General features: G+C 42.9%; 22 protein-coding genes. 11 read left to right on the forward strand and 11 right to left on the reverse strand.

Annotated features, from left to right (window positions below; all coding sequences use genetic code 11):
- The first annotated feature begins 140 nt into the window (after positions 1-140).
- The 5 genes from ACYVGR_RS30605 (at position 141) to ACYVGR_RS30625 (ending at position 3,298) form a co-directional block, all read left to right on the forward strand.
- Positions 141-743: a recombinase family protein gene (locus tag ACYVGR_RS30605; RefSeq protein ID WP_460963767.1), complete on the forward strand. Its 603-nt coding sequence runs from the start codon at positions 141-143 to the stop codon at positions 741-743.
- A 155-nt stretch (positions 744-898) separates the two neighbouring features.
- Positions 899-1,108 carry a hypothetical protein gene (locus tag ACYVGR_RS30610; RefSeq protein ID WP_460963768.1) on the forward strand — a complete coding sequence of 70 codons (210 nt, stop codon included), beginning with the start codon at positions 899-901 and terminating at the stop codon, positions 1,106-1,108.
- 351 nt (positions 1,109-1,459) lie between these two features.
- On the forward strand, positions 1,460-1,687 hold the full coding sequence (locus ACYVGR_RS30615; RefSeq protein ID WP_460963769.1) for a hypothetical protein: 228 nt from the start codon (positions 1,460-1,462) through the stop codon (positions 1,685-1,687).
- Between the two features lie 181 nt (positions 1,688-1,868).
- The gene (locus ACYVGR_RS30620) at positions 1,869-2,981 is read left to right on the forward strand and encodes a hypothetical protein (RefSeq protein ID WP_460963770.1); all 1,113 of its coding nucleotides are present in this window, start codon (positions 1,869-1,871) and stop codon (positions 2,979-2,981) included.
- A gap of 2 nt (positions 2,982-2,983) precedes the next feature.
- Complete coding sequence (locus ACYVGR_RS30625; RefSeq protein ID WP_460963771.1) at positions 2,984-3,298, forward strand: hypothetical protein; 315 nt, start codon at positions 2,984-2,986, stop codon at positions 3,296-3,298.
- 28 nt (positions 3,299-3,326) lie between these two features.
- Here the strand turns inward: ACYVGR_RS30625 and ACYVGR_RS30630 are convergent, their stop codons facing one another.
- Complete coding sequence (locus ACYVGR_RS30630; RefSeq protein ID WP_460963772.1) at positions 3,327-3,590, reverse strand: hypothetical protein; 264 nt, start codon at positions 3,588-3,590, stop codon at positions 3,327-3,329.
- Positions 3,591-3,875: 285 nt separating this feature from the next.
- On the opposite strand from ACYVGR_RS30630, the gene ACYVGR_RS30635 reads away from it, so the two are divergent.
- On the forward strand, positions 3,876-5,063 hold the full coding sequence (locus ACYVGR_RS30635) for a hypothetical protein (RefSeq protein ID WP_460963773.1): 1,188 nt from the start codon (positions 3,876-3,878) through the stop codon (positions 5,061-5,063).
- Positions 5,064-5,147: 84 nt separating this feature from the next.
- Here ACYVGR_RS30635 and ACYVGR_RS30640 read toward each other — a convergent pair whose 3' ends face one another.
- Positions 5,148-6,062, reverse strand: coding sequence for a helix-turn-helix transcriptional regulator (locus ACYVGR_RS30640; RefSeq protein WP_460963774.1), 915 nt, complete (start codon positions 6,060-6,062; stop codon positions 5,148-5,150).
- A gap of 204 nt (positions 6,063-6,266) precedes the next feature.
- Here ACYVGR_RS30640 and ACYVGR_RS30645 point away from each other — a divergent pair, with 204 nt between their 5' ends.
- The 4 genes from ACYVGR_RS30645 to ACYVGR_RS30660 are packed head-to-tail and all read left to right on the forward strand — an operon-like array spanning position 6,267 to position 9,487.
- Positions 6,267-7,235 (forward strand): CBASS oligonucleotide cyclase, encoded by a 969-nt coding sequence (locus ACYVGR_RS30645; RefSeq protein WP_460963775.1) that lies wholly within the window; start codon positions 6,267-6,269, stop codon positions 7,233-7,235.
- A gap of 2 nt (positions 7,236-7,237) precedes the next feature.
- On the forward strand, positions 7,238-7,753 hold the full coding sequence (locus ACYVGR_RS30650) for an HORMA-1 domain-containing protein (protein ID WP_460963776.1): 516 nt from the start codon (positions 7,238-7,240) through the stop codon (positions 7,751-7,753).
- Entirely contained in the window at positions 7,754-8,641 is an 888-nt protein-coding gene (locus ACYVGR_RS30655) for an AAA family ATPase (RefSeq protein WP_460963777.1), read from the forward strand.
- A 3-nt stretch (positions 8,642-8,644) separates the two neighbouring features.
- Entirely contained in the window at positions 8,645-9,487 is an 843-nt protein-coding gene (locus tag ACYVGR_RS30660) for an SMODS-associated NUDIX domain-containing protein (protein WP_460963778.1), read from the forward strand.
- Positions 9,488-9,517: 30 nt separating this feature from the next.
- Here ACYVGR_RS30660 and ACYVGR_RS30665 read toward each other — a convergent pair whose 3' ends face one another.
- The 7 genes from ACYVGR_RS30665 to parS are packed head-to-tail and all read right to left on the reverse strand — an operon-like array spanning position 9,518 to position 18,888.
- Entirely contained in the window at positions 9,518-10,171 is a 654-nt protein-coding gene (locus ACYVGR_RS30665; protein WP_460963779.1) for a hypothetical protein, read from the reverse strand.
- Entirely contained in the window at positions 10,168-11,847 is a 1,680-nt protein-coding gene (locus ACYVGR_RS30670) for a reverse transcriptase domain-containing protein (protein WP_460963780.1), read from the reverse strand. The genes ACYVGR_RS30665 and ACYVGR_RS30670 overlap by 4 nt, the downstream gene beginning before the upstream one ends.
- 16 nt (positions 11,848-11,863) lie before the next feature.
- Entirely contained in the window at positions 11,864-13,222 is a 1,359-nt protein-coding gene (locus ACYVGR_RS30675) for a restriction endonuclease subunit S (protein WP_460963781.1), read from the reverse strand.
- A complete protein-coding gene (locus tag ACYVGR_RS30680; RefSeq protein ID WP_460963782.1) occupies positions 13,222-14,682 on the reverse strand; it encodes a type I restriction-modification system subunit M in 1,461 nt (486 codons plus the stop codon). The genes ACYVGR_RS30675 and ACYVGR_RS30680 overlap by 1 nt, the downstream gene beginning before the upstream one ends.
- 2 nt (positions 14,683-14,684) lie before the next feature.
- Positions 14,685-17,927, reverse strand: coding sequence for a type I restriction-modification system endonuclease (hsdR, locus tag ACYVGR_RS30685; RefSeq protein WP_460963783.1), 3,243 nt, complete (start codon positions 17,925-17,927; stop codon positions 14,685-14,687).
- A gap of 50 nt (positions 17,928-17,977) precedes the next feature.
- Positions 17,978-18,475, reverse strand: a complete 498-nt coding sequence (locus ACYVGR_RS30690; RefSeq protein ID WP_460963784.1) for an RES family NAD+ phosphorylase — start codon at positions 18,473-18,475, stop codon at positions 17,978-17,980.
- An 8-nt stretch (positions 18,476-18,483) separates the two neighbouring features.
- On the reverse strand, positions 18,484-18,888 hold the full coding sequence (gene parS / locus ACYVGR_RS30695) for a type II RES/Xre toxin-antitoxin system antitoxin (RefSeq protein WP_460963785.1): 405 nt from the start codon (positions 18,886-18,888) through the stop codon (positions 18,484-18,486).
- 178 nt (positions 18,889-19,066) lie between these two features.
- Here parS and ACYVGR_RS30700 point away from each other — a divergent pair, with 178 nt between their 5' ends.
- Positions 19,067-19,297 carry an HTH-like domain-containing protein gene (locus ACYVGR_RS30700; RefSeq protein ID WP_460963786.1) on the forward strand — a complete coding sequence of 77 codons (231 nt, stop codon included), beginning with the start codon at positions 19,067-19,069 and terminating at the stop codon, positions 19,295-19,297.
- A 30-nt stretch (positions 19,298-19,327) separates the two neighbouring features.
- On the opposite strand, the gene ACYVGR_RS30705 is transcribed toward ACYVGR_RS30700, so the two are convergent.
- Entirely contained in the window at positions 19,328-21,403 is a 2,076-nt protein-coding gene (locus tag ACYVGR_RS30705) for an ATP-binding protein (RefSeq protein WP_460963787.1), read from the reverse strand.
- 474 nt (positions 21,404-21,877) lie between these two features.
- A partial coding sequence (locus ACYVGR_RS30710; RefSeq protein WP_460963788.1) for a transposase occupies positions 21,878-22,451 on the reverse strand: 574 nt, incomplete at its 5' end.

The raw sequence follows: 22,451 nt of genomic DNA on the forward strand, positions 1-22,451 counted from the left end.
CAGTCAAACGATCAGAAAAACGAAATACCAACAGGCTGGTCATTCCACCTCATGACTCTACCCATTTTTATTTCAGCTTGTTGTTTGCGAAATCAAATTTCACTTATTTGCAAACCTAACGAGTTTCGTAAAAAGTTACCATGAAGTTTGGCTATATCCGGGTTTCGAAGGACGAGCAGAATCATGATCTACAGGTCGACGCTCTGAAGCGGGAAGAATGCGATCGGGTCTATACCGAAAAACTATCCGGCGCAGCACAAACTCGACCCGCATTTGAAAAAATGTTGGAGCAATTGCGTTCGGGGGATGAGGTGATCGTCTGGGACATTGACCGGCTAGGCCGCACAACGTTGGAGTTAATTCTATTGGTTGACGAGTGGAATCGGAAAGGAATCCGATTTAAAAGCGTTACCCAACCCTTGATTGACACGACGACTCCTCATGGTGAATTCATCTTTCAGCTTTTCGCTATTCTCTCTCAGCATGAGCGAAAGCGACTCATTTTGCGTACCAAAGCAGGCCTGGAAGCGGCCAGAGCTCGGGGTCGAACGGGCGGTCGCAAAAAAGGCTTAAGTGATCGGTATGAGAAAATTGCCCCCATGGTTCGGAGTGCTTATGGGGAAGGTCGGACCATTCGGGAAATTATGCAGGCTTTTGCCATTCCTTCTTCGGCTACTGTTTATAAGATAGTTAATCCCACTCGTCAAGCTGTAAGCGTGTCCCATAAAACACCACCCCTTTAACTACTGACTTTCCATTAATTTGGTAGGCACTACCATAAAAATGGACACTTTCCCCATGACGTTCAAACTATTGGTATGCCACAAGCCAAGAGCTTGTTCAGTTTGCTAAACCATTAGGATAACGATTAAATAATTTCACAATAAATTTTCTGAAAATGAGCGATATATATTCAAGACTGGAAGCATCTATTCAACAAGCAAAATTGGAAATCCAGTACAATACCTACCTCGAAATCCATGGTGAGCCCGACATGAAGTCAATTTATAAGCAGCAACTGATTGATTGGACAGAAAGGTTGGCGAACCTGATTTGGATTCAATCAGGAGAAATAATTGGTACTTATCACCCAGTTTATGTGGAATAAAACTAATGAAAGCTGTCAAAAAGCTATCAACTAAACGGGCTAAAATCTGATCGTTTCTACGTACAGTTAAAGAATAACTAGAGTTACCTATGCGCCACCCCATCGAAGAATGTAACCGCAACGGCGGACCGTCAGAACCAAACCGCGGTCTTAGCTACTCTACCCGAAGCTAAACGCGAATGGATGGCTCGTATGTTTCGTATCGGTAATGCAACGTATTGTTACTATAACCGAGCTAAAGAATTGACCGTTTTTGACGCTGGTGATCAGGCAACTCCACCAGCTGAAGATTTATTAGAATGAATAGAACAGCAGCTAAGCCCGAAAAAGGAGAGCCGATCTGCGCGGCAGTTGCTCAACGTCTACTGGGAGGAATATCTGGAAGGTCTGCCTCACGATGGACTACGCAAGGCGGAGAAAGAAGCGGGATTGGATAACGCGAAAAATAGTTTTCCGTTCCGACGCTATGTTTTAGAGCGGCACGACATGGGTATGGATGAGTTTCTACGGAAAAACCTGAGTGCGGAAGATTATTTGTTTCATCAAGAATGCGGGAAGCCTTTAACCGATGAAGTATAACAGGAAGGCTGTCAACATTGTAATTAACTGGCAGTAAATATTTATTTAACTTTCTGTATTATAGTACATTAGAGGGGTTATATGAAACTTTTGTACCGCCCCGGCGGCCCGGCAGTTATACAGAATACCCCAAGATTGTTAGTGCCAGTCGACAAGCTACCGCTTCGGCGGACCAATTCTGATGAAACAGCAACCCTACAGCTACTTCTTTCCCCACTGGTTTGGCCAGCAGCATAAATTTGAAAAGCATAGTAAAGACGTTCAACGATTTTTTGAGTACAGCAGGGGCTCTGGGCATATGCCCTATGAAGAAGAATTTAATGGGGCAATCCGCTTTCGCTACGATGGCATGAGCCTGTCCGAACAATTAAAACGGGAATGGGTGTATGATGAATTTATGGCTTGGGGAGAATGGAATCATGGCGGACGAAACATCGTTAGTTTTACGCCAGAGCTGTTAGATCTACTGGCCTATACGGATGTCGATGACGTAGAATTAAGTCGCTTACAAGCTCCCTACCCTTCCTTTTATTTATCGCTACGCGCCCTAAACATACCCTTTATCGAAGGGTCTACTGAGATCGTGGATGGCGTATACATTGAGCAGTTCGCGATGCGGGAAATCAGTGCCAAGGCCGGTGACGAGAGTGGATTACGCCTTATTCTAGCCGGTGATTATGGACCCTTGCAACAGCAATATGGTCATCAGTTAGGCTTCTTGTTTCAACAGTCCATTCGGCATTTCAGTCTACTGCCTTATAACCAGCAAGGTATTGACCACACCGTGGGTAGTGCGATTGGCTATCAAAAAAAACGGTTTGCCTGGGATGTACGGCACGTTGGTATTCCACAGGGAGAAGCAGTAATTAATATCTACAATTCGCTGATTGATCGAACTTTACCGGCAGTTATTAATTGTCTGCTGTATCTAAACTGGCCAGAGCGGGATGTTCGACAGGCTTACCCCCCTGATCTGCCTGTACACTTACTGGATAGGCTGAAGTCATCAACCACCCGCCACCGGAAGGAGATTGCTCAGAAACAAATCGAGGAGGCAGGCTACACGCGGATCAATTATGTAGGGGAACGATTTAGTGGTCAGCAGACACCCGTTCGTAAGTCTGGAGATGCTTTATCAGGTAAGGTGGCCCCTCACTGGCGTCGTGGCCACTGGCGCAATCAACGATCTGGAACGGGGTTGTTAGAAGTACGTTACATCTGGATTAAGCCTACCATCGTCAATAAAGAAATAGGCCTTCCTCCAAAAGGACACATTTATACTGTCGATCATTAGGTATGGAATACGCTCACCAAATGCTAGCTATCGAATGCGTCAACGCGCTGTTTTGGAACTACAGCCGAGATGACATTAAGCACCTCAAAGCCAACCACCGCGATTTTGCTCATGTATGGGATACCTACATTGACCATTTGAGTGGGCAGGAAGCCTTCAACATGCTCTGGGAATGCTGGATGGTTAAGTTCAACCTGGAAACCAAGAATGGTCTGATTGGTTATGCGCTGGATCGGTACGGCGCTGAAAAGCAGGACTCCCTGGAAAGTTCATACCAAATGCGTAACTTTTGGAAACGATTCGAAGATGGCGACTAACCCACAACCCCGCTCGGGACATCTACGTTTAAGCAAATGACTCTTCTTTCAGGAGAGTTAATACTTCCTGAAGTGTTGAAAGATGAATGAGATTCCATTCATACAATGTTCGTCCTTGCTCTTCAACCTCATAAATCAGACCGTCTTGAGTAATCCCATTGACCAAGAAACCTTCGTCGGTTGTCCAGTCATCTAATAAATACGCTTCACCCGTAGTCGTACCGAACTGGTCTACAACATGAGCAGTAAAGGCTTCCTGAATGAGTTCGAGGAGAACGATTTGGTTCGACATATCCATAAGGACGGAATTAAATGGGGTTCTGTTTACTAGCTAAGATAAGCGACTTTGGCGATTTATAGGTGTTTATGCTCCATAAGATTATTTTGATGTAGATAAATGCAAGTCTATGTCTATTGCCTGTCTTTAGCGTAAATTATTGGGATAATTATTTGTAATACAATCCATTATGCATGCTGGGTGAAAGTATTGTACCACTTTTACAATTTACCCGATAAATGGATTAGTAGTCCTAGTGGTACCCACCCGTTACAAAAACTATGGTCTCGTAAAGATTACATGGCTACTAATGAACTGTATTTCTTTGGTCTAAACCTTACTAAATTAAAAGAACAAAATCCAAAATGGGTAAACGAGCAGGTAAGACATATAAAGGAGGGAATGCACAATAATCGCTTAGGTGCATTTTTTGAAATAAATGCATTAGGGATATTAAGCACAGATGATCAACTCATAAAGCCGGCCAAAGCGAACAATCCTGGAATTGATGGAGTTTTAACTTTGCCTACAGGCAAGCATATGCAATTGTCTTTGAAAAACTATGGAGATTCTAGTCACTACCAAAAGATTATAACGAATGGAAAATGGATTGAAAAACATCTAGCCTCGATATTAAAAGAAAAAGGAATAGTGTCAATACAGATCGTTATTGATGCAGTAAAACGGTATCCTGAGAAGGAAGATTGGGATAACTTACTTGAACAACTACCGAATATATTGGATCAGTATGACCCGAATGAGCCTAAAGTTATGACTATTAGTGACTTTTGGCTATTAATGATTTTTAATATACATGATGATTTTCAATCTTTTCACCAAGATCATAATTCTTACACTCTGTTATTGACTTCGGTTTACCATAAGAATGAAAAAAATAATTTATTCAGTAAACTTGAAGAGGCATGTGCCAATTTAAATAAACACCATAAAAATGAAGACCCTAATACTATTAATGTTGTAATGATTCATATACCTGAGCTAGGGTCGATAACCGCCTGTAAACAATGGGCAACTGAATACTTTGATCAGTACCCAGATAAACCAATTTCAGGTGTATTACTTTATCAACCAACAATTGCCAACAACCTTACATCTGGTAATAAATTTATTAATAACTGCTTCCAGTTTGCAGTTCGCCAAGATCGTTTTGATACTTGGAACGCTGAACGTTATAATATTAATTTCCTTGTCCCAGTAGGTCGAATTTCTGAGGAACCCGTAATTAACAAATTAGCATTCATTATAAATGGAGAAAAGAAGTATGAAGATTTATCTGACCGTTACTGGTTTCAAAGTGGTCATCATTACTTAAAACAAGTCGTTCAACCAGATGGCTCAATTGTTGGAAATATTAAGAATCTTGCTTCAGGTGTTTTTGCTCATGCTATTCTTGAGCCCTTTCCAGGTCAAGCAGCTATTTTATTAGAGGGACATTTTCCCCCGGAAGACAAATTAACAATTTTGTAGTATACTAACAGATATGTTACTACATCAATATAAAAATTATATCCATAGATTTATGAGAGTCAAGTAAAAATCACAATGAGCCATTTATAATGGGATTTTGTACAACGTAAGTGCGTCAGATAGCCTTTGCTGCAATTTTGTTCTAAAATCTGTAGGGGACAAAACCTCTACTGCCTCGCCTAACCTGAGAAGTTCAGCCTCAAATTCAAAATTTGGAATTAGCTTATAGGTAAAGATTGAGTATTGGTCTACTGACTCCTCCTCCAGTTGCGATAAATGGATGGGTTTTGATCTAATGTATGAGGCTGAACTAGGGGCAACTTTAATTTTTACATTCTGTTCCTCTCCTCCCTCAGGAAGTGTTACCCCCACAATAGGACTGAAATAAACTACAGGATCAAACTCTTGATTAAGTCGATATTTTGTCAAGGCAGGCTTTATAATCACGACCCTATCTAAGGCTAAGTTGGTTATTTTGTTAAGTTCTGAGACCCAACTGAAAGCATACCAGCGCCCTCTATATTCTTTTAAATAATAGGGATGTACCTCAAAAATGGATGAAAAGGTCGATTGAAAGGCCTGATAGCCAACAGTTAGTGCTTTCTCCTCACGTATAGCACTATAGACTATAGGAATAAATTCGTATCCTTTGAGTAGATCAATTTGCTCGAAGGATATGATCTCCTCCCCGGGGTCATTATAACGCACTTTCCCTTCCATCTTAACCAGTATTTGTTCAATATCCTGAAGATGGGGTACTCCTCGAAATTGCCGTAAAAGGCCTAACGCTTCATTTAAGCTATTTAAATCCTGATTATTGAGAGCTTTCTTTTCGATACTAAATGTGTAATCCTCATAGTAATAGCATCCTGCCCTACACACTATTGGCGCTTCGTATCCCATGGGAGGGTCACTCCGCATAATTTTAATATCTTCTTGTATCTGACGTCGACTAATACCCTTTTCTAAGTGGTGATGTACTTTAAGTTCTTCTGCCACTTTTTCGACAAGCGAATCCAATGTCCACCTGCGAAATCGGTTCTGGAAACATTGATCTAGTACTCGGTAACGGAAACTAGCGTTTTTATTTGTTGGCATTTTTTGGCATTTTTTGATTTTTTTCTAAAAGTGCAGAAAGACTGCATTTCGTACAACGAGTTTTGAGCCATCGTTAACATTTAATGTGCTAAATCTCGAATACGTATGAAATTAAACAATGGCCAGCTAGGAAATTTCATTAATCGGATCAAACTCTGGAGGGATGATATGCCTAAGTACCGAACTCAGGTGAACTACCTTAAAGAGCGCTTAGAAGCAAAAATCGCCAATGATGATCGAACCGGGGTAAAAGTAACAAAGTACTTATTGGCAGGATCTTGGAAGAAAAGGACAATTCTCCGTTCCTCAAGTGCGCACCCAATCGATATCGATCTAATTCTGTATGTGGAGGGAGATACATCGCTGAAGGATGATATAGAGAAATTGCACGATTTTATTGTACAATACTTATCAGAGATATATCCTTCGAAAGACATTCTCAGAGATGTAGATGCTGAAGGACATACGAAATCAATCAAGATTAAATTTATCGGAACTGGACTTGAGCTGGATATTGTACCAGTTGTCCCACTTGATAAGCCTGCTGAATATGTTTGGCAACCTCAGCGTGGGGGTGGTGGCACTTATACAACCAGTGTAACCCTTCAGTTAGATTCCTCCCAAGAACGAAGAGAAAAAAATCCATCATATACGTCTATCGTAAGAGCCCTTAAATGGTGGAAAAATTACAAGGAGCTGAAACCCGAGTTGTCATCGTTCATGATTGAGCTGATTGTTGCCCATCTAGACATAACGTATGGGGTAGAACAAGGTGTGGAAGAGGGAATCATCCGCTTCTTCCAATTCATAAGTAATTCCACTTTCCCGGTTATAACCTTCAAGCAGGCTATAAACAAAGTTCCTGTATATACGACCCCAATCTTCGTCGGTGATCCAACCAATAATGAGAATAATGCAGCTCGAAAAGTGGATAAAGCTTCCTGGATAGAAATTAAGCGAGAAGCAGAAGAAGCATTCGAAGCGCTAAACATCGCTCAATCAAAAGGTACGTCTGAATCAACGATAGCCGAGTGGAAATACGTTTTTGGTCCAAATTTCTCAATTGAAGGATGAACATGAACAGCTACTATACTAATACACAGACCAATACTTATACCGTTGTTGACATTCGGAAAACCTTTGAGGGATTCGAAGCTGACTTACGGATGATTGCAAGAAGAACGGGTAAATGGTCAATGGAATACGTTGACAATGTCATTTTCGATATTATTCGATTAGCTGAATCCAAATACTTGAGCCAGATAGATATAACCCTTCTAAGCAGTGCAGATACTCCTGTCAGAGCTGCTCGTTACACCGTAAATGAATCAGGTAGTGCGATAACGGGGAGTCGTGCAGGTGGAAATGACTGGCCAGACACTTTGGGTACCAGATTACAGGTGATTTTATGGTATACTTCTTCATGGCACAACCTAACGCCTGAAAGTCAGCAACGATTTTACGTCGATAAAGGATTTAAAATCAGTTGGGTTACATCACGCATTGACACAACGTACACGCACCTTCAACAGGAACAAGGGCAGTTATATGCCAGTAAAGGATATGAACTTTCAAAACAAAATTTCAAGTAAATGACAGACGCTATTTTTGATCAAATTATAGAATTACCCAGTAGCTCAATCCAACAAAGGTCACAAGGTCTTATTGGCTTTTCGACACGCTTTAATCGTGTTGCTAATAATTTAAAATTATTACTCGATTCGGATGGATTACGCGCCTGGAGTACAACTCATTACGGGAGTGAACTACCAATTCTGCAATCCATAACAGATAGATACCCACTTATCATACTGGAAGGAGATGCTGGTACAGGCAAAACGGCTTCGGCCGAAGCTTTAGCGGATAGAATGGTCCGTGAGTTAGGCAAAGAAGGGTTCTTTTTAAAGTTGAGTACGCGTGTTCGTGGAGAAGGCCTTCATGGTCAAATGGCTCAATTGGTTAACGATGCCTTTGATCGACTAAAAAAAGAAGCTGGTAAAAAAAGACTTGCGTTTTTGTTAATTGACGAAGCTGATGCTATAGCCACTACTCGCTCGACAGCACAGATGCACCAAGAAGAGAAGGCTGCTGTCAATACACTGATTCAAAAAATTGATGACATACGAAGTTTACAAGGCAGAGCCATTCTATTCATGTCGACTAATCGGATTCACTTTCTGGACGAAGCAATTGTACGTCGTGCAGCAGTAATCATGACGTTTGAAAGGCCCAATGATGAGGAGCGTAGAGAGTTGTTAGGAAAAGAACTTGATGGGCTAAAGCTTTCTGATGCTCAGCTGGAAAACCTTGCGGCTCTCACTGGACCGAGCAAAAATGGGGGCATTGGCTATTCGTTCTCTGACCTCCGCCTACGGTATTTACCTGAGGCCATTGCTAAAGCCTACCCCAATAACTCATTAACGTATGAAATTCTTAAAGCAACTGCAGAGCAGATTAACCCAAGCCCTATAATAATTTGAGTTATGAGAGATATTGCCGCTATTTTATTGGTCTTTGTAACAAGTGTAAGTGTCGTTTATCTAACCAAGTTTTATCCGACTAATTCGTGGGCTGTTGTATTGACGGCAGTTCTAGTAAACATTGCATCCTCACCTATCTACGTAGGACTTATTGAAATTTTGTATAATATGAACCAACTCCCTCTATGGTTTAAAACAAAAATATGGTACAGGAACCATGAGGTACGGTTATCCATTTCTTATCTTTTCAGAATTAAGGTTCAGGATAAGTACTTATTAGTTAAGAATGGTAAATGGGATCAATATCAATTAGTAGGCGGAGCTTATAAGACGTTGCCAGGTCATGAGAAAGTTTTTAAAAAGCTTGAAGTTAAACCTGATAGTCTCATTGAAACGGAACACGGAATTGCCAAAAATGACCTTCGTTTCACTTTGCCTGGAAAAAATGTACTTTCAATAATAAAATGGTTTCATTCTCGTGAAGATCGAGAGATTTCACAATGGCGAGAATTTTGCGAAGAATTACTCAGTACTAATATCTTAGATAAACAGATATTTCGCTATATAGATTATAACTATGTAACGACTATACAAACCCCTATGAAAAAAGCAAAAAACCGACCAAACCAAGAAATATTAATTTATGAAATATTCGATTTAGTACCAACAACCGAACAAAATAACTTATTAACTGATCTCCTTTTAGAGGGAGACAAAGATTATATAAAGTGGGCTAAAAAATCACTCATAGATTGTCTTGGCTTTAATGAATCAAGTAAAGAGTTCGAATATGTTATTGGTGCACATACTAAATGGTCTATTAATGAAAAATGGTCAAATGATTGAAAATAAATGTAAAATACACAAAAGGGAACTTTAAATTGAATAAGAAGGGTACGCCATAGTAAATGCTGACTGTATTTTTAAAAATGCTTTTTCGAAATTGTTAATATTTTTTCGTTTTATCTCATGACGATTGATTTTTTGTATTACCAGTTTTCCAGCTATTTGTGTAGTTCTATGCGAGTTTAAATTTCGGCTCTTATAAATATCCTCTAACAAAGAGCCGGCATATCTTACATGCGGACATGCTTGTTTTTGTAATTGTATATATCTGCTCGTTTCAATTCCATGCTTACCTGCATTTTCAAAAGGTACAGATAAATATATTTGAATATAATAGACAACTAAATGATCAACTACCTTTAATGTATTGTCAAGCCAATTAGGAAACAAGAGATCATTTACTTGTCTCATTTTGGGATTTAAAGAAATACAGCAGCTAGAATCATCGCTCAAAACATCATAAATATCATAGCTGGTAGGATATTTCAAAAAAAGCTCCTTAAACCTATAAACTAATTTGGCTGGATAAATTATGTCGGAAAAAAGATGTTCAAAAGGTTGAAGTAAAGCATTTTTAAGGAGCTCCTGAAAAGATAATAATTCTTGAAATTGTTGTTTGAGAAAAACATTATCGTTGCTTGTCTCATCAAAATTTTCCCACTTATCTAACTCATCAAAATTCATAGTCCAAACCAGCTTTGAATATTTAATAATTGGCTTTCGTTATTTCTTGAAATTGCATGTGCTGCTACATTCCGAGCATAGAAGCCTTTTTCTTCTGATACGGAGTTTAATACTGTATTCCACAATTCTGAACCAGGATTACTATGATTCAAAAGAAGTTTGTAACAACCAATACGCACAAGCTCAGTAGATTCATCTTCTGTTAAAAGCACTTTTAAAACTTGTAACTCATCTAGAGAAAAGTTTTGAGATATGGATAGACAGGATATGATCTGATAACGTACCCATTCGTAGTATTTAAATTTATTGAAAAACAAGTTTAATAATTTAGATTTAATATTTTCATTTGGTCCATATAAGTTTAAATTCCAACAAAAGTGATTGGCTTTCCAAAAGAAATGTTCTAATCCAAAAAGCCAAACGTCTATCATCTTATCGTTATGGATGACTTCAAAATTCGGCAGAATCTGGTTGAGTGTACGCCACTGATAAGCATTTTGTGTCCAAAAGCGTTGCATACCCTTCTCCAGAAGTTTTAACTGGTTATATTCCCTATTGAAAATTACTTCTAATTCAGCGGATAGTTTAATTTCGACCTCTTTTATTTCTTTGCTGATAAGTATCTCTAATTCTTCAGTCGATAGTTGTTGACTGGTATATTCGTCTAGCTCTATTTTATTGAAGCCTGTAGTATTTTCAATTACTTCACTATTTATAAGATCAATTATTTTAGAGCCTGAAGTGTCACCTTGGCTCACTACTAATTCTTGAAGTTGTTCACCTTCTTTATCTATTATTTCTTCAATAAAAGTTTTTTCTGTATTTATTGAAAGTGCTCTTGATTTAAGATAATTATCGATAAGGATTAAGGCATAAGTTAAATGCGCTCTGTCTTCATCATATATTCGAATATCATCCATAAATCTGAAATAGGAAAATGCATGCTCTTTGAGCAAAATATTATCCAAATTATGAAGCAGTAAGTTTGCCAATAGATGTGAAGGTGCTGGTCCTTGAGGGATGCCTACTCCTGGGATTATTGCATCACGTGTTCCAGACCAAGCGTTAAGACATTCACTTAAAAGATCAATGATTTCACGCTCAATGCTAAATTGTTTATGCAACGTGACTAATAACTTGCTATGAGGAATACTATCAAAAAAACCTGCAATGTCTGTTTCAAGTTTGAAGTGTACTGATTCTTTTCTAACAACTTGATTTCTTAAAAACGTAAATTTATTATGTAGAGGGGGATAGAATTTATAAAAGTAATAAACTGCATTTTCATTGTTTAGAAGTTCTAGACCTTGTTCAACTTCCGGGTGCAACACGCTACCAAATATCGAGTTATTATTCTGTGAAAGAGTTTTAAAACATCTCTGACCTATAACGTTTCCGATTGCTTGGTAAACCAAAGCATCTTCAATAGATAATACAGTTTTGGTTCGGTGAGTACCTAAAGCTTTAGGTTCATAATATTTAAACGGGCGTGATGGTTTGTACTTGTTTGCTAACAAGGACTCAGAAAGGCGGGTTAAATTTTTTTCTAAATTGACTTTGTATAGCTCAATACCAAAGTAATCTTTGGTATCTCGTCCGTTAGATCGTATCATCCGTTCCCAAGCTAACTGCATGGCTTTTGGATTGAAATAGATCGAGAAAACTTGTTCTTTCATATAGTTGATCTACTTTTTACTCCTCCATAAACGCCAGCGCCGTTTGCCCCGACTTCCTGCCCTTTTTACCAACGGCCGCCGTAGCGGCCTTGATTTTCTCCAGCAAGACCGAAGCGGGTTCATCGGCCGGGTCCTGCGGCACCAGCTCACCCCGGAACGCTTTGGCCAGTAAAGCCTGCGGGAGTTTGTCGATTTTGGCCTTTAGCGACTGGTACTGCGCTTCGAGGGCATCCGCCTGAGCTAATGAGGTTTCAATTTTTGAAACGATTTCCTGCTGTTCAACTAAAGAAATTTTAGGAAACGGAAGAGCTTTTAAAATTCCTTGATTTAGGTTAATCATTGTTGAACCAACTGAATTAGCTGTCAAGAAACCGACACAGAAAGGGCTTCGGAGAAAGTAAACTAAGAATTTTGATGATAGATTAGCGGACGCTCGTAGAATTATCGATCCAGTTCCACAAATCATTAAACCTTGGCTTTTAGTGTAAAGCGCTGCTCTACCCATCTCCCCTCTACGCCCTAAAACAACATCATTGTCTTGTAGAATAAAGCCCTTTAGTTCTGAAAGTTTATCGTCATTAATTGCAACAGAGCTATTCGGAATTATTTCCCCATTATTGATATGACTTGGATTAATTACAGGTGTTCCTCCTTCAACATAATCTTCTTGGTGCAATGAGCTCCCAAAAGGACCAGTCTGAATAGTAATTCCGAGCATCCCAAGTGTAGTGAATTCTTTAATATCTGTCAATTTCCCCGTTACGGCTTGCGTAAGAACGGTTTGGCGGAATTTCTTAAGCAGCTCTGGAATACGCGCCAGGCTGGTTTTCAAGGTCTCCAAATGACCAAAGGCCGCATCTAATTTGGCAACAATGCGTGTTTGCTCTGTACGGGGGGGAATGGGACCATTTATATTAGCAGCAAAGCTTTGGTTAATCCCCCCTTGCGCTGCCCCCTGAAAATTTGACAATATTAATTTTTGCCCATTGGGGCTCCTTAAATAGTAATAATAAAATTTAGATATTAAGTCACTATGGAAACGGCACAAAAAAACATGTTCGTTTACAAAAGCCAGACTGAATGGAAAGTTATTATCAACGAATGAAGTTTTTCCTGTGGTAGCACCGTCTTTCACAATTAATACATCTCCTCGTGAAATTTTTCCTCTATTCATTTTTTCAGCAAACGAAGTAGGAACAAATCTGACGTTTGAGACATTAAAGCCTCCTTCGTAGTTCAAATGTTCACCGCCCAAACTTGGAACACCCTCAGTGTATTCTGATACCCCTCCCTTTGGGCGGCTACCAGTTTCCAATGTGCTTAATAGTTTTGTTAAAGGTAATTCCTCCCACCCCTCCGGCAATTCATTTTCCATTATCCCAGCAGTTCAATAATTTTCTCTAATTCAAGGTGCATCGCTTTGAGTTCATTGGCGGCTTCGCGGGCAATGTCGAGGGGCTCGTCGTCGTGGGCGCTGTTGGCGTGGCTTTCATCGGCAATAAGGCCCAGGTCCAGCGAGTCGTTTTTGGCTGTAATCTGATCGCGGCTGAGGCAGCTAAAGCGTTCATCGGCTACGATGGCGCGTTTGGCGTGGTCGATGGTGCCATCGTAGTCGTCGCTCAGGTCGGCCAGGTCGATGCCGCCCGTATAGGCCCGCGCAAAATCAGCAAAGGCCTGCCGCGTAAAGGGCGTGCGCTTGCCGTAGCTGGGGGCGTTGGTGCGCATGTCGTAAAACCACACCTGCTGCGTATTGCCCGTTTCGGTGGTTCCCCGCTCAAAGAACAGGACGTTGGTTTTTACGCCTGCCGCGTAGAAAATGCCCGTGGGCAGCCGCAGAATGGTGTGCAGGTTGCACTTGTCCATCAAATCGCGCCGGATTTTGCGGCCGTCGCCATCTTCAAACAGCACGTTATCGGGCAGCACCACGGCGGCTCTGGCTCCGCCCCGCTTGTGCAGCGAGCGGTAAATATGCTGGAGGAAGTTGAGCTGTTTGTTGCTGCTCAGGTACGTCAGGTCGTCGCGCGAGGGGCGTTCGCCCCCCTGCTTGGCGCCAAAGGGCGGATTGGCCAGCACGCCGTCGTAATTCCGGAAACCCTTGCCCACTTCGGAGAGCGTATCGCCGAGGTAAATGGGGCTTTCCAGGCCGTGCAGCTTGGCGTTCATGAGGGCCAGCCGGTGGGCATCCTGCACCAGTTCGCAGCCGCTGAAGGCCTCGTGTACCTGAAACGCCCGCTGGGTAGTATCGGTGGTAAAGTAATCGTCGGTTTTCCGGCGCAGGTACTCATTGGCGGCAATCATAAAGCCAAACGTACCGGCGGCCGGGTCGTTCCAGCGTTCGCCTAGCCGGGGGGCCAGCAGTTCCACCATCACATTGATGAGCGGGCGCGGGGTAAAATACTGCCCGGCACCGGATTTCTTCTCTCCGGCGTTTTTCTCCAGCAGTTCCTCGTAGATGGTGGCCAGCTTATCCTGTTCGTGCTCGTCATACCAGTTTAGGGCGTTGATGCTGGTGATGAGCGTTTTCAGGTTTACCGGCTTGCGGAGCGTGGTGGAGGCATTGGTATAAATCTCCTTCACGGCGGCATTGTCGGACTTGGCCGAGATGGTCGCCAGCAGTTCGCGGTAGGTATCGAACAGTTCTTTATTGTCGGCAATCGCCGTCAGTTTCGACCATCGGTATTCGTCGGGAATATCGGCCTCAAAGCCTTTCAGCTCCGACAGCCGCAGGAACAGGATGTAGGTTAGTTCGTTGAGGTACTGGTGGTAGGTAACGCCATCGTCGCGGAGGAGGTTACACAACCCCCAGAGCTTATTGGCAATGTCTTCTGCACTCATGGTTAAGCTTGTTGCTGGTAAAGATTTTGATTAATGGTCTGGATCACCTGACCCAGTTGGTTGTTAAAGATTTTGTTAAGCTCCCGTACACCGCCCGCATCGGCAAAGTGGTTTTGGTCGAGGTCTTCAAGCTGGAGCACCGTTTCGAGCAGCAGTTGCTTCTCAAACCGGTCGATCCACTTCTGCTGCGTCCTGTTCCAGGTTTGCATGGCCCGCACTTTGTTGACGGCCTTTTTGATCCGCTCCTCGTGCGATTCGAGCGCACTGCCCACGGCCAGCGTCCGGATGATTGAGATAATATCGGCGCCAATATCCTCGTTGCGGGCCTGTTTCCAGGCGGTCTGCAACGTTTTCTCTTTATAGCCTTTTTCATCCAAAGCTATCAATAATTCCTTTAGCGAGCGTCGGTCCAGCTCAGCCGGGCGGGTGCAAACTACGTTGAGGGCCGTAATGGTGTTCTGGTTGTCGCGGATAAACTGCGCAAAGCTGTCGAGGTAATCGGCTGGCTTACTGGCAATGCCGTAGCCGGTATCCATGGCCAGAAACGTATCGTCGTGGTGGGATAAATAGACCGGCGTTCCCACAAATTTTAATTCGTCCAGATACGTCCAGAGCGTCGTCAGCTTCGTTACCCGATCCAGACTTTCGGCCGTTGGCCGCTCCCGCAGCGACTGGATGAACGCATCCGGTGATTCGCCACCGGCCGCATAGGTAAACCGCTGCTTGTTTTCGGCGGTCATCTTCCGCTTTTTCCGTTGAATCTTCGCAATGATTTGGCCGAGCTGCGCCTTCGCCCGTTCGTCGGATTCGATTTGAGGAATTTCGGCGGCCAGCTGCTGGAAAGTCGTGGTGGGATTGACGACCACCGGTTTCATCTGGGTATAGTCTTCGAGGGCTTCGTAGAGCCGGACGGCGTCGTAAATCCGAAACGTTTCCTTACCAATGTCATCGCACCGACGGGTGGCGCGGCCCAGCATTTGCTCATAGAGGATTCGCGATTTCACCCGGCGCATAAAAACGATGTTACAGATGGGCGGCACATCGATCCCCGTGGTGAGCAGGTCGACCGTAACGGCAATGGTCGGAAATTTCTCGTTTTTGTAGCGAGTCAGCAACTGCTGCGGGTTATAAGACTTCCCCGTTATCTTCTCGATGGCATCGTTGGGCACCGAAACGCCAATGGCGTTAAACTCTTCTTTGAGCAAACTGACTATTGTATCGGCGTGCTCATCGGTGGCGGCAAAAATCAACGTTTTCTCGTCGCCGTCCGGGTCAAGCTCCTTCACCAGTTGCTGCACCACGGTTCGGTTAAAACTTTCGTTCAGCACCCGTTTATTAAACCCTTCGATGTCGAACTGTAGCTCGTCTTCCAGCTCATCCAGCTCCACCACCGTGTTGGTTTCCGCATCGAACACCGTGGGTTTCTCCCCCGCTTTCCACTTGATCCCTTCGGCGCTGAGTTTGGTTTTAATCAGGTAAGGCGGATCGTGGTCAATGAGGTAGCCATCAATGACGGCTTCCCGGTAGGAATAGGTGTAGACCGGTTTGCCGAAGATTTCGGTCGTGTGCAGCGCCGGAGTGGCCGTGAGACCAATGGCGTAGGCGTCGAAGTAATCGAGCACCATGCGGTAGCGGCTCACGTACTCCTGCTGATTTTTAAAGTTCAGTCCCTCCTCATCAATTTCCTTGTCGAGCAGATAGCCCCGGTGGGCCTCGTCGATGATGATGCAGTCATACTGATCGACGGCGGGTATGGTATCGTCATCATCCGCATCGAACAACCGTTTAACCATTGCCTGGACGGTGGCAAACTGTAAGCGCGTCTCATCGGCGGGCAAGGCGTGTTTCAGCTCTTTTACCCCGTAGATGTCGGCAAAGGTGTTGAGGCCAACCACTTTGTTGTCTTTAAAGGCATTGATCGCCTGCGTCCCGAGCAACGTCCGGTCGACTAGAAACAGAATCCGGTTAAAGCGGTTGGTTTGAATCAGGTGATAGCACAACCCGATGATGGTCCGGGTTTTGCCCGTACCGGTGGCCATGGCAATGAGGGCTTTGCGGGTATGGGGCTGCTGGATGATATGGTCTTCAACGGCCCTGATGGCGTTGGTCTGGTATTTTCGCAGCCCCAGGCCACTTTTGCTTTCCAGAAAATCGAGGGGTGTAGTGGCCAGTTTCCGGTTCGACTCCTCCACATCCTGCGCCCGGAGTTTGACCAGCCCTTCGGGCGAGTGCCAGCCCTGCAACGGCCTGGCCAGATTAGTGGGTTTGCGTACATCCAGAAACCAGATACCGCTTTTGGTTTTTATCTGTTCCAGATAGGGTCGGCCGTTGGTCGAGAATAGAAACGGCACCCGATACTTGCCCCATTGTTCGAGCAGGGTGGCTCCGTTTATGGCCTGCACCTGCTGGGCGTATACTTTGGTTTGCCATAGGTCGGTGGAGATGTCCTGCGCGTACCTTTTCGCTTCGACAAAGCCATACAACTCCGTCCCGATAAACAGGGCATAATCGGCCCAGAGCGACCCGGCGGGCCATTCGGCAATGGCTCTGTTCTTCCCTTTCTGGGGTATAGTTTTATGCGTTTTGAAGTTGAGCACATTCGTGTCGACCTCCCAGCCCGCCTTTCGAAGCATATCGTCGATCAGCTCCCGGGTTTGAGCCTCCGACATCTCGATTTTGCGAGCGGCCTTCTCGGATCGCTGCTGGATGTCCTGCTGCTTTTCGTCGGATATGCCGTTTGGTTGCCGCTCAGCCAGCAGCGCCTTCAAGGTTGCTTCTAAAGCCTTATATTCTTCCTCCAGTTTCTGAAGAACCAGTTTATCATTCGTATTATCAGGCTCGTTAAACCTGAGCATGTAGATATTCTGATTTTCCTGCGAATAGGTTTCGTAGAACCACCGGGCAATGGTGAACGCTCCACTCAGTACTTCTCTGGCCTCCTGGGGCGAGCCCATGTTATCGTGTACGGCAGTATTACCCTTTTTCTTAATCAGGAAAAACAGGTCTTTGATAGCAAAGGGTAATAGTTTTTCATCGGCCAGGGTCTTCAGCCGGTTATGAAACGAATTCTCAAACGGGAATTCCAGACCGTGTTCAGTGAAGAGAATTTCGGTCAGTTTTTCGCCAAACGAGCGTAGCCTGGTCAGGCAATAAACGGGGTCCTGATGAAAATAGAGTTCGGCCGTCGTACCGATATTATAGAGAATAGGAAATTCGCGCTCTAAAAACGTAAAGTTAGAAGGCATACATACCTGGTATTAATGTGGATATACGTCTGTAAGGTAATAAGTATGAATTAAATTTCATCGGTATCCTTCCACAAACGAGCGTCTATTGGGAAAGCTGAAGTCCGGGCTATAGTTATTTGTCCGAATGAAGCGTGTGCCGGGTGAAGCAGGTAGTTGAACGAATCCGGTACCACCGCCGAAGGGACACCAATCGCTAATACATCGGGGCTAGCCAACCAGGTGGCTATTGCTTGATGATTCACACTAAAATCCGCTTCGTTTCGCCATTCAGTCGGCAAGTCTGAAGCATCGAGTCGACGTGGCTGTTCGGGTAGTACCAGCGTCAAGAGTACGAGTCGGGGTAAATCGCTATAGGGTAATGACCGTAAGTGGACGATCTGTTCCAGTAAGGCCAATTCTGGGCTGGCTGAGGTGTAAAGAATACCAACACCCGGTGGATTCCAACGGCCTCCTAACCGTCGCGCTCCTTCTGCCGAGAGGGGCGTACTTAGAAAGCGTTCTTTAATAAGCCGGTAGACACGCACCGGCGATTCAGTTGAGGTCATACCAAATCTTAGGAGTAGATGCCATGCTCAATCCGCCCCAACACGGTATGAACCATAGTAAAACCAGTGGTTGTATCCAGGAGAGTAACTGGTGCCTGTCGACGGAGTTCCGGTAATGGCCCATGCAGCCAGCGACCCAGTACGTCCATACGTCCATCAAATACATCTAGTCCGTGCTTAATCAATACTTCCAGTAAGAGTAATCGCTCCGAAGCATTGCTATCTAAACGAGCATCAGGTCGTAGCCGATGTAAAGTTCGCTCTGAGAGATTCAGAATACGAGCCATTTCTTTGTCGGTTAGGCCAATTGGTCGAGCTACTTCGTCAGCTTTTGCCCGACTTAAGCCCGCCCTTGACTGCTCAACAATGGCAAAACCATCGCCTGTCCACTCTATATCTGTGCTTAGCTCCATTATTTTACCATTTATTGTCACTAAGGTAACCGCCATTTGGCATATTTACAAAAAAGGCTCTTTTTGAAAAACAGTTGTATCTGATAAAATCAGTAAAATATAATAGCTAAAATCTATTGTATTTATTCTTTTAGATTTTAGCTATTATATTTGCATGGGTAATTTAACTATCATTCGTATGGACAAATCTGCAAAAGAACTAGGAGCTATTTTGAGCGACATGTACGAGAACGCCCCTCGTGGTAAGCAAGTCACGATGGTTCACATGTTTGGCATTCGCTACCATAAGGAAATTGGTAAAGTTGGTTTGAAGGACGTAATAACAGCTTCAGGGATTCGGCCAACCTATCTTGTTGAAGTGAACAAGGGGATGAACCTGGCTGAGTATGTAGTACCAATTCAGAAATAATGATAGTATACCCAAGTATACTATCAAAAATCAGTAAGCTGATTTCAACTTTCGGAGGGTTGAAGACACTTTTTCATTCAAAATGTGGGGATACTCTTTCTCAAATTTTTCCTTTACATCCTCGTCCATTGTTTGAAGACCATTAGCAAGATAATTCAACCTTCGTTTATTAGATTCAATAATCTCGCCCCATGTCATTACATAAACTTCAATACGTTTACCACTTTTTGTCTTCAAATCATACATGAAAGGATGATTCGGGTAAGCTGCCCTACGGGAGTCAAGCTCTGATTTAGCGTACTCAGTTAGATCTGTTGAAACTAATATTAACTTGTAAACGACGTTCTCTCCAGAAAGAGCTGCATGTTTCTCTATTGTGAAAGCATAACGATTTATCTGATTGAGCTCTTTTTGACTAAGCTTGCACTTAGGTGCTTTAAGCTCGACAACCATGAATTCACGCTTCCCGCTATCTAAAACTTTATCGTTATAGAAAAATAGGTCAGTAATATCGTTTAGACCTGACCGTTCGGGTAGATCTTCAATAATATTTTCATCAGCTTCTGACGGTTCATAATTTAAGCACTTATCTCGAATTTCATCCAAAATTCCTCCAATCTGCTTATCTGACCACAACACAGGGGTTTCAGAATAATTTTCACCGAAAAGCCATAGGTTTTGTTCTACTATCTTGTGAAGCTGGCACCGTTCACGTAATACATCGCCAACGGTGCCAAAGACTATATTGTGCAAAAATTTTAAAAACTGATTCTTAATAGCAACGTTGTTAGAGAATTGAATAACAGTTTCTAAATCAGTTTTCTGTAAAAGAGAGTGAAACCGATCAACAGTTTGATTATCAAGTTTTAATATTTTGTTGAAAATATCTTGTATCTGCCCCGATCTTATTGCCCGGTCCATCAATTCGTAAAGTAGTCCACGAATCTTGCTATTATTTTCGAGTAGTTTATACTCAGTTTCTGCAGCAAAAGCAATTTGGTTAAGAACCGTCTCGTGTAGCTCATTCAACGCAGGATTAACCTTAAAAGGATTTTCGGAATCCTTTTTGAAGTCTTTCTTAAATAACTCAAAACGTTTATTACGCTCACGGAAAAAGTCATCTACAACTCCCTTGACTTTATCTTTAAAATTAGTGAATTGCTTGTCTAACAAATCATTATATTCAATATTTCGAAATAAGTCAACTCGGTTCAAAAAGGGGGATTCAACATATATAAACCATGTACCCATATCAACTGTATATGAGTTAGAGTTATACACAAATTCATGTGAAACGGACTGGATACCTGCATTGTCATGCTGAAGATAAATCTGTACTCGGTTGAGATCTGAATTAACTTCGTAGAATGTTATTTGTACTGAGAAGTCTTCGCCTTTAGCATCTTGGTACTCGGTTGATTTGATAAACGGGATACCTTTGACGAATTCATCTCTTTTAAGCTTTTCGTCGTTTACGTAGAAATTAACATCACCATTAAAAATGAGTGATGGATAACGTTCAAACAAAGCATAGCGAATTGCTGGCTGAAAAAAATCAGGACTGAGTATGCGTTTTCTCTCTGTTTTGCCATGATGACGACCATGGTGAATATCGTCGATTCGAACTTTATAATAGGTTAATTCTGGTTGTAATAACACATCTTCTTCACATCGAATTGGAATTTTATCCAACTGGTTGTCAGCTAGGTCAGAAGTGTTAAGAATCATAGAAACTTTGGTATGCTTCTGTAATTTTGAATCAAAACCGATTGTTTCTACAGTCATTCGCTCGCCTATCTGTAAAGCCCCAAAACGACCTATTCCTTGACCTCCTGATTTTGATTGATTTGCTACTTCACAAATTTTTGTATCAAACTCAGATAATGGCACCCCTATGCCATCGTCCCTAATCTCGAGGTATTTTATGGGGGCGTAATGTATTTCACTATCATCAGGCTGACCGATGGTAATATAAATATTTTTACTATCAGCTTGGATTGAGTTATTGATAAGTTCACAAAAAGCGCTAAACGTATTTTTGTACTTTGTAAGTACTTCGTTTAGCATTCTTCCATTGGTAGTAAATTTACGTACTGAGGTAGCCATAAGGTAGGATAGAGGCTTGAATGAAGGTTTGATCTGGATTGCAAAGATGCAAACAATTAAGACTTTATGGTTACACTACATTCTTTAACTACATGAGTGGCATTACCTTTACGAAAGTATTTTACATAGTATAAAAGGTGACTTATGTAAAAGTTATAAGTTAATGCTGTCATAATAGGGTAGAACCTATAGCGATGCGTGAAAGGAGACTTTTACCTATATACATTTGAGACAAATCAAAAGACACCGTTCACAAAAACCACTCATAATCCAAAAACTCTGAACTATTAAACTAAACGGCTTTTTTGGACGCTAAATTGGCCGTCTCTGGTCCTTTTCCCCTACTTAGCTACCGTTCAAAAAAACGTCCCTTGCCAATCAGGACAAGACAGTCTGTACCGTCCTAAAATAAGTTGACCGTTTTGAGTTAGTCCGATTCTATATTGACCATTCTACTGGTAGTCCTAAGTTAAGCTATTTCTCGGCCCCTGATTCGGGCGACTTATAGTAATTTTTCCAGCGCCGTTCTAACGGCCCATGGCTCCCATGAGCGGCTACCGGACTGAGCATATCACAACTTAAGTGGGGCCGCTTGTAGTTGTACAGAAACACTCCTTTCTCCAGCAAGGTGTAGGCTTCCTCCAGCGAACGAACCGGTTGATGACTTAAATACTCCTCTTTCAGGATACCATTGACCCGCTCGGCCACCGAGTTCTCTAAGGGGTCGGAGTTCTCCGTCATGCTGATCCGAATATGATAGGTATCCAGTACCCTGGTATATTCATCACAACAGTACTGAATACCCCGGTCGCTATGATGAATCAAGTGCGGTCCCATTCGTTTGGTAATCTGTTTAAGGGCCATCTCCAGGGCTCGTCGAGAATGGACGGCTTCCAGATTTTCCGCTACCGCAAAGCCCACAATCCGGTGCGAATAGGCATCAGTAATCAATGAAATGTACAGATAGCCAGCTTCTGTCAACCAATAAGGTAGAGTAGGGCAAGCGCGCCTGGGTAGTTTCACAACTACCGGTTTCGCTTGCCCTCTC

The organism is Spirosoma litoris (assembly GCF_054776755.1).

What these genes read in the sequence shown, in the direction of transcription:
- ACYVGR_RS30605 (WP_460963767.1), top strand. Translation starts at nt 141, where the DNA reads ATGAAGTTTGGCTATATCCGGGTTTCGAAGGACGAGCAGAATCATGAT.
- ACYVGR_RS30610 (WP_460963768.1), top strand. Translation starts at nt 899, where the DNA reads ATGAGCGATATATATTCAAGACTGGAAGCATCTATTCAACAAGCAAAA.
- ACYVGR_RS30620 (WP_460963770.1), top strand. Translation starts at nt 1,869, where the DNA reads ATGAAACAGCAACCCTACAGCTACTTCTTTCCCCACTGGTTTGGCCAG.
- ACYVGR_RS30625 (WP_460963771.1), top strand. Translation starts at nt 2,984, where the DNA reads ATGGAATACGCTCACCAAATGCTAGCTATCGAATGCGTCAACGCGCTG.
- ACYVGR_RS30630 (WP_460963772.1), bottom strand. Translation starts at nt 3,590, where the DNA reads ATGTCGAACCAAATCGTTCTCCTCGAACTCATTCAGGAAGCCTTTACT.
- ACYVGR_RS30635 (WP_460963773.1), top strand. Translation starts at nt 3,876, where the DNA reads ATGGCTACTAATGAACTGTATTTCTTTGGTCTAAACCTTACTAAATTA.
- ACYVGR_RS30645 (WP_460963775.1), top strand. Translation starts at nt 6,267, where the DNA reads ATGAAATTAAACAATGGCCAGCTAGGAAATTTCATTAATCGGATCAAA.
- ACYVGR_RS30650 (WP_460963776.1), top strand. Translation starts at nt 7,238, where the DNA reads ATGAACAGCTACTATACTAATACACAGACCAATACTTATACCGTTGTT.
- ACYVGR_RS30655 (WP_460963777.1), top strand. Translation starts at nt 7,754, where the DNA reads ATGACAGACGCTATTTTTGATCAAATTATAGAATTACCCAGTAGCTCA.
- ACYVGR_RS30660 (WP_460963778.1), top strand. Translation starts at nt 8,645, where the DNA reads ATGAGAGATATTGCCGCTATTTTATTGGTCTTTGTAACAAGTGTAAGT.
- ACYVGR_RS30665 (WP_460963779.1), bottom strand. Translation starts at nt 10,171, where the DNA reads ATGAATTTTGATGAGTTAGATAAGTGGGAAAATTTTGATGAGACAAGC.
- ACYVGR_RS30670 (WP_460963780.1), bottom strand. Translation starts at nt 11,847, where the DNA reads ATGAAAGAACAAGTTTTCTCGATCTATTTCAATCCAAAAGCCATGCAG.
- ACYVGR_RS30675 (WP_460963781.1), bottom strand. Translation starts at nt 13,222, where the DNA reads ATGGAAAATGAATTGCCGGAGGGGTGGGAGGAATTACCTTTAACAAAA.
- ACYVGR_RS30680 (WP_460963782.1), bottom strand. Translation starts at nt 14,682, where the DNA reads ATGAGTGCAGAAGACATTGCCAATAAGCTCTGGGGGTTGTGTAACCTC.
- hsdR (WP_460963783.1), bottom strand. Translation starts at nt 17,927, where the DNA reads ATGCCTTCTAACTTTACGTTTTTAGAGCGCGAATTTCCTATTCTCTAT.
- ACYVGR_RS30690 (WP_460963784.1), bottom strand. Translation starts at nt 18,475, where the DNA reads ATGACCTCAACTGAATCGCCGGTGCGTGTCTACCGGCTTATTAAAGAA.
- parS (WP_460963785.1), bottom strand. Translation starts at nt 18,888, where the DNA reads ATGGAGCTAAGCACAGATATAGAGTGGACAGGCGATGGTTTTGCCATT.
- ACYVGR_RS30700 (WP_460963786.1), top strand. Translation starts at nt 19,067, where the DNA reads ATGGACAAATCTGCAAAAGAACTAGGAGCTATTTTGAGCGACATGTAC.
- ACYVGR_RS30705 (WP_460963787.1), bottom strand. Translation starts at nt 21,403, where the DNA reads ATGGCTACCTCAGTACGTAAATTTACTACCAATGGAAGAATGCTAAAC.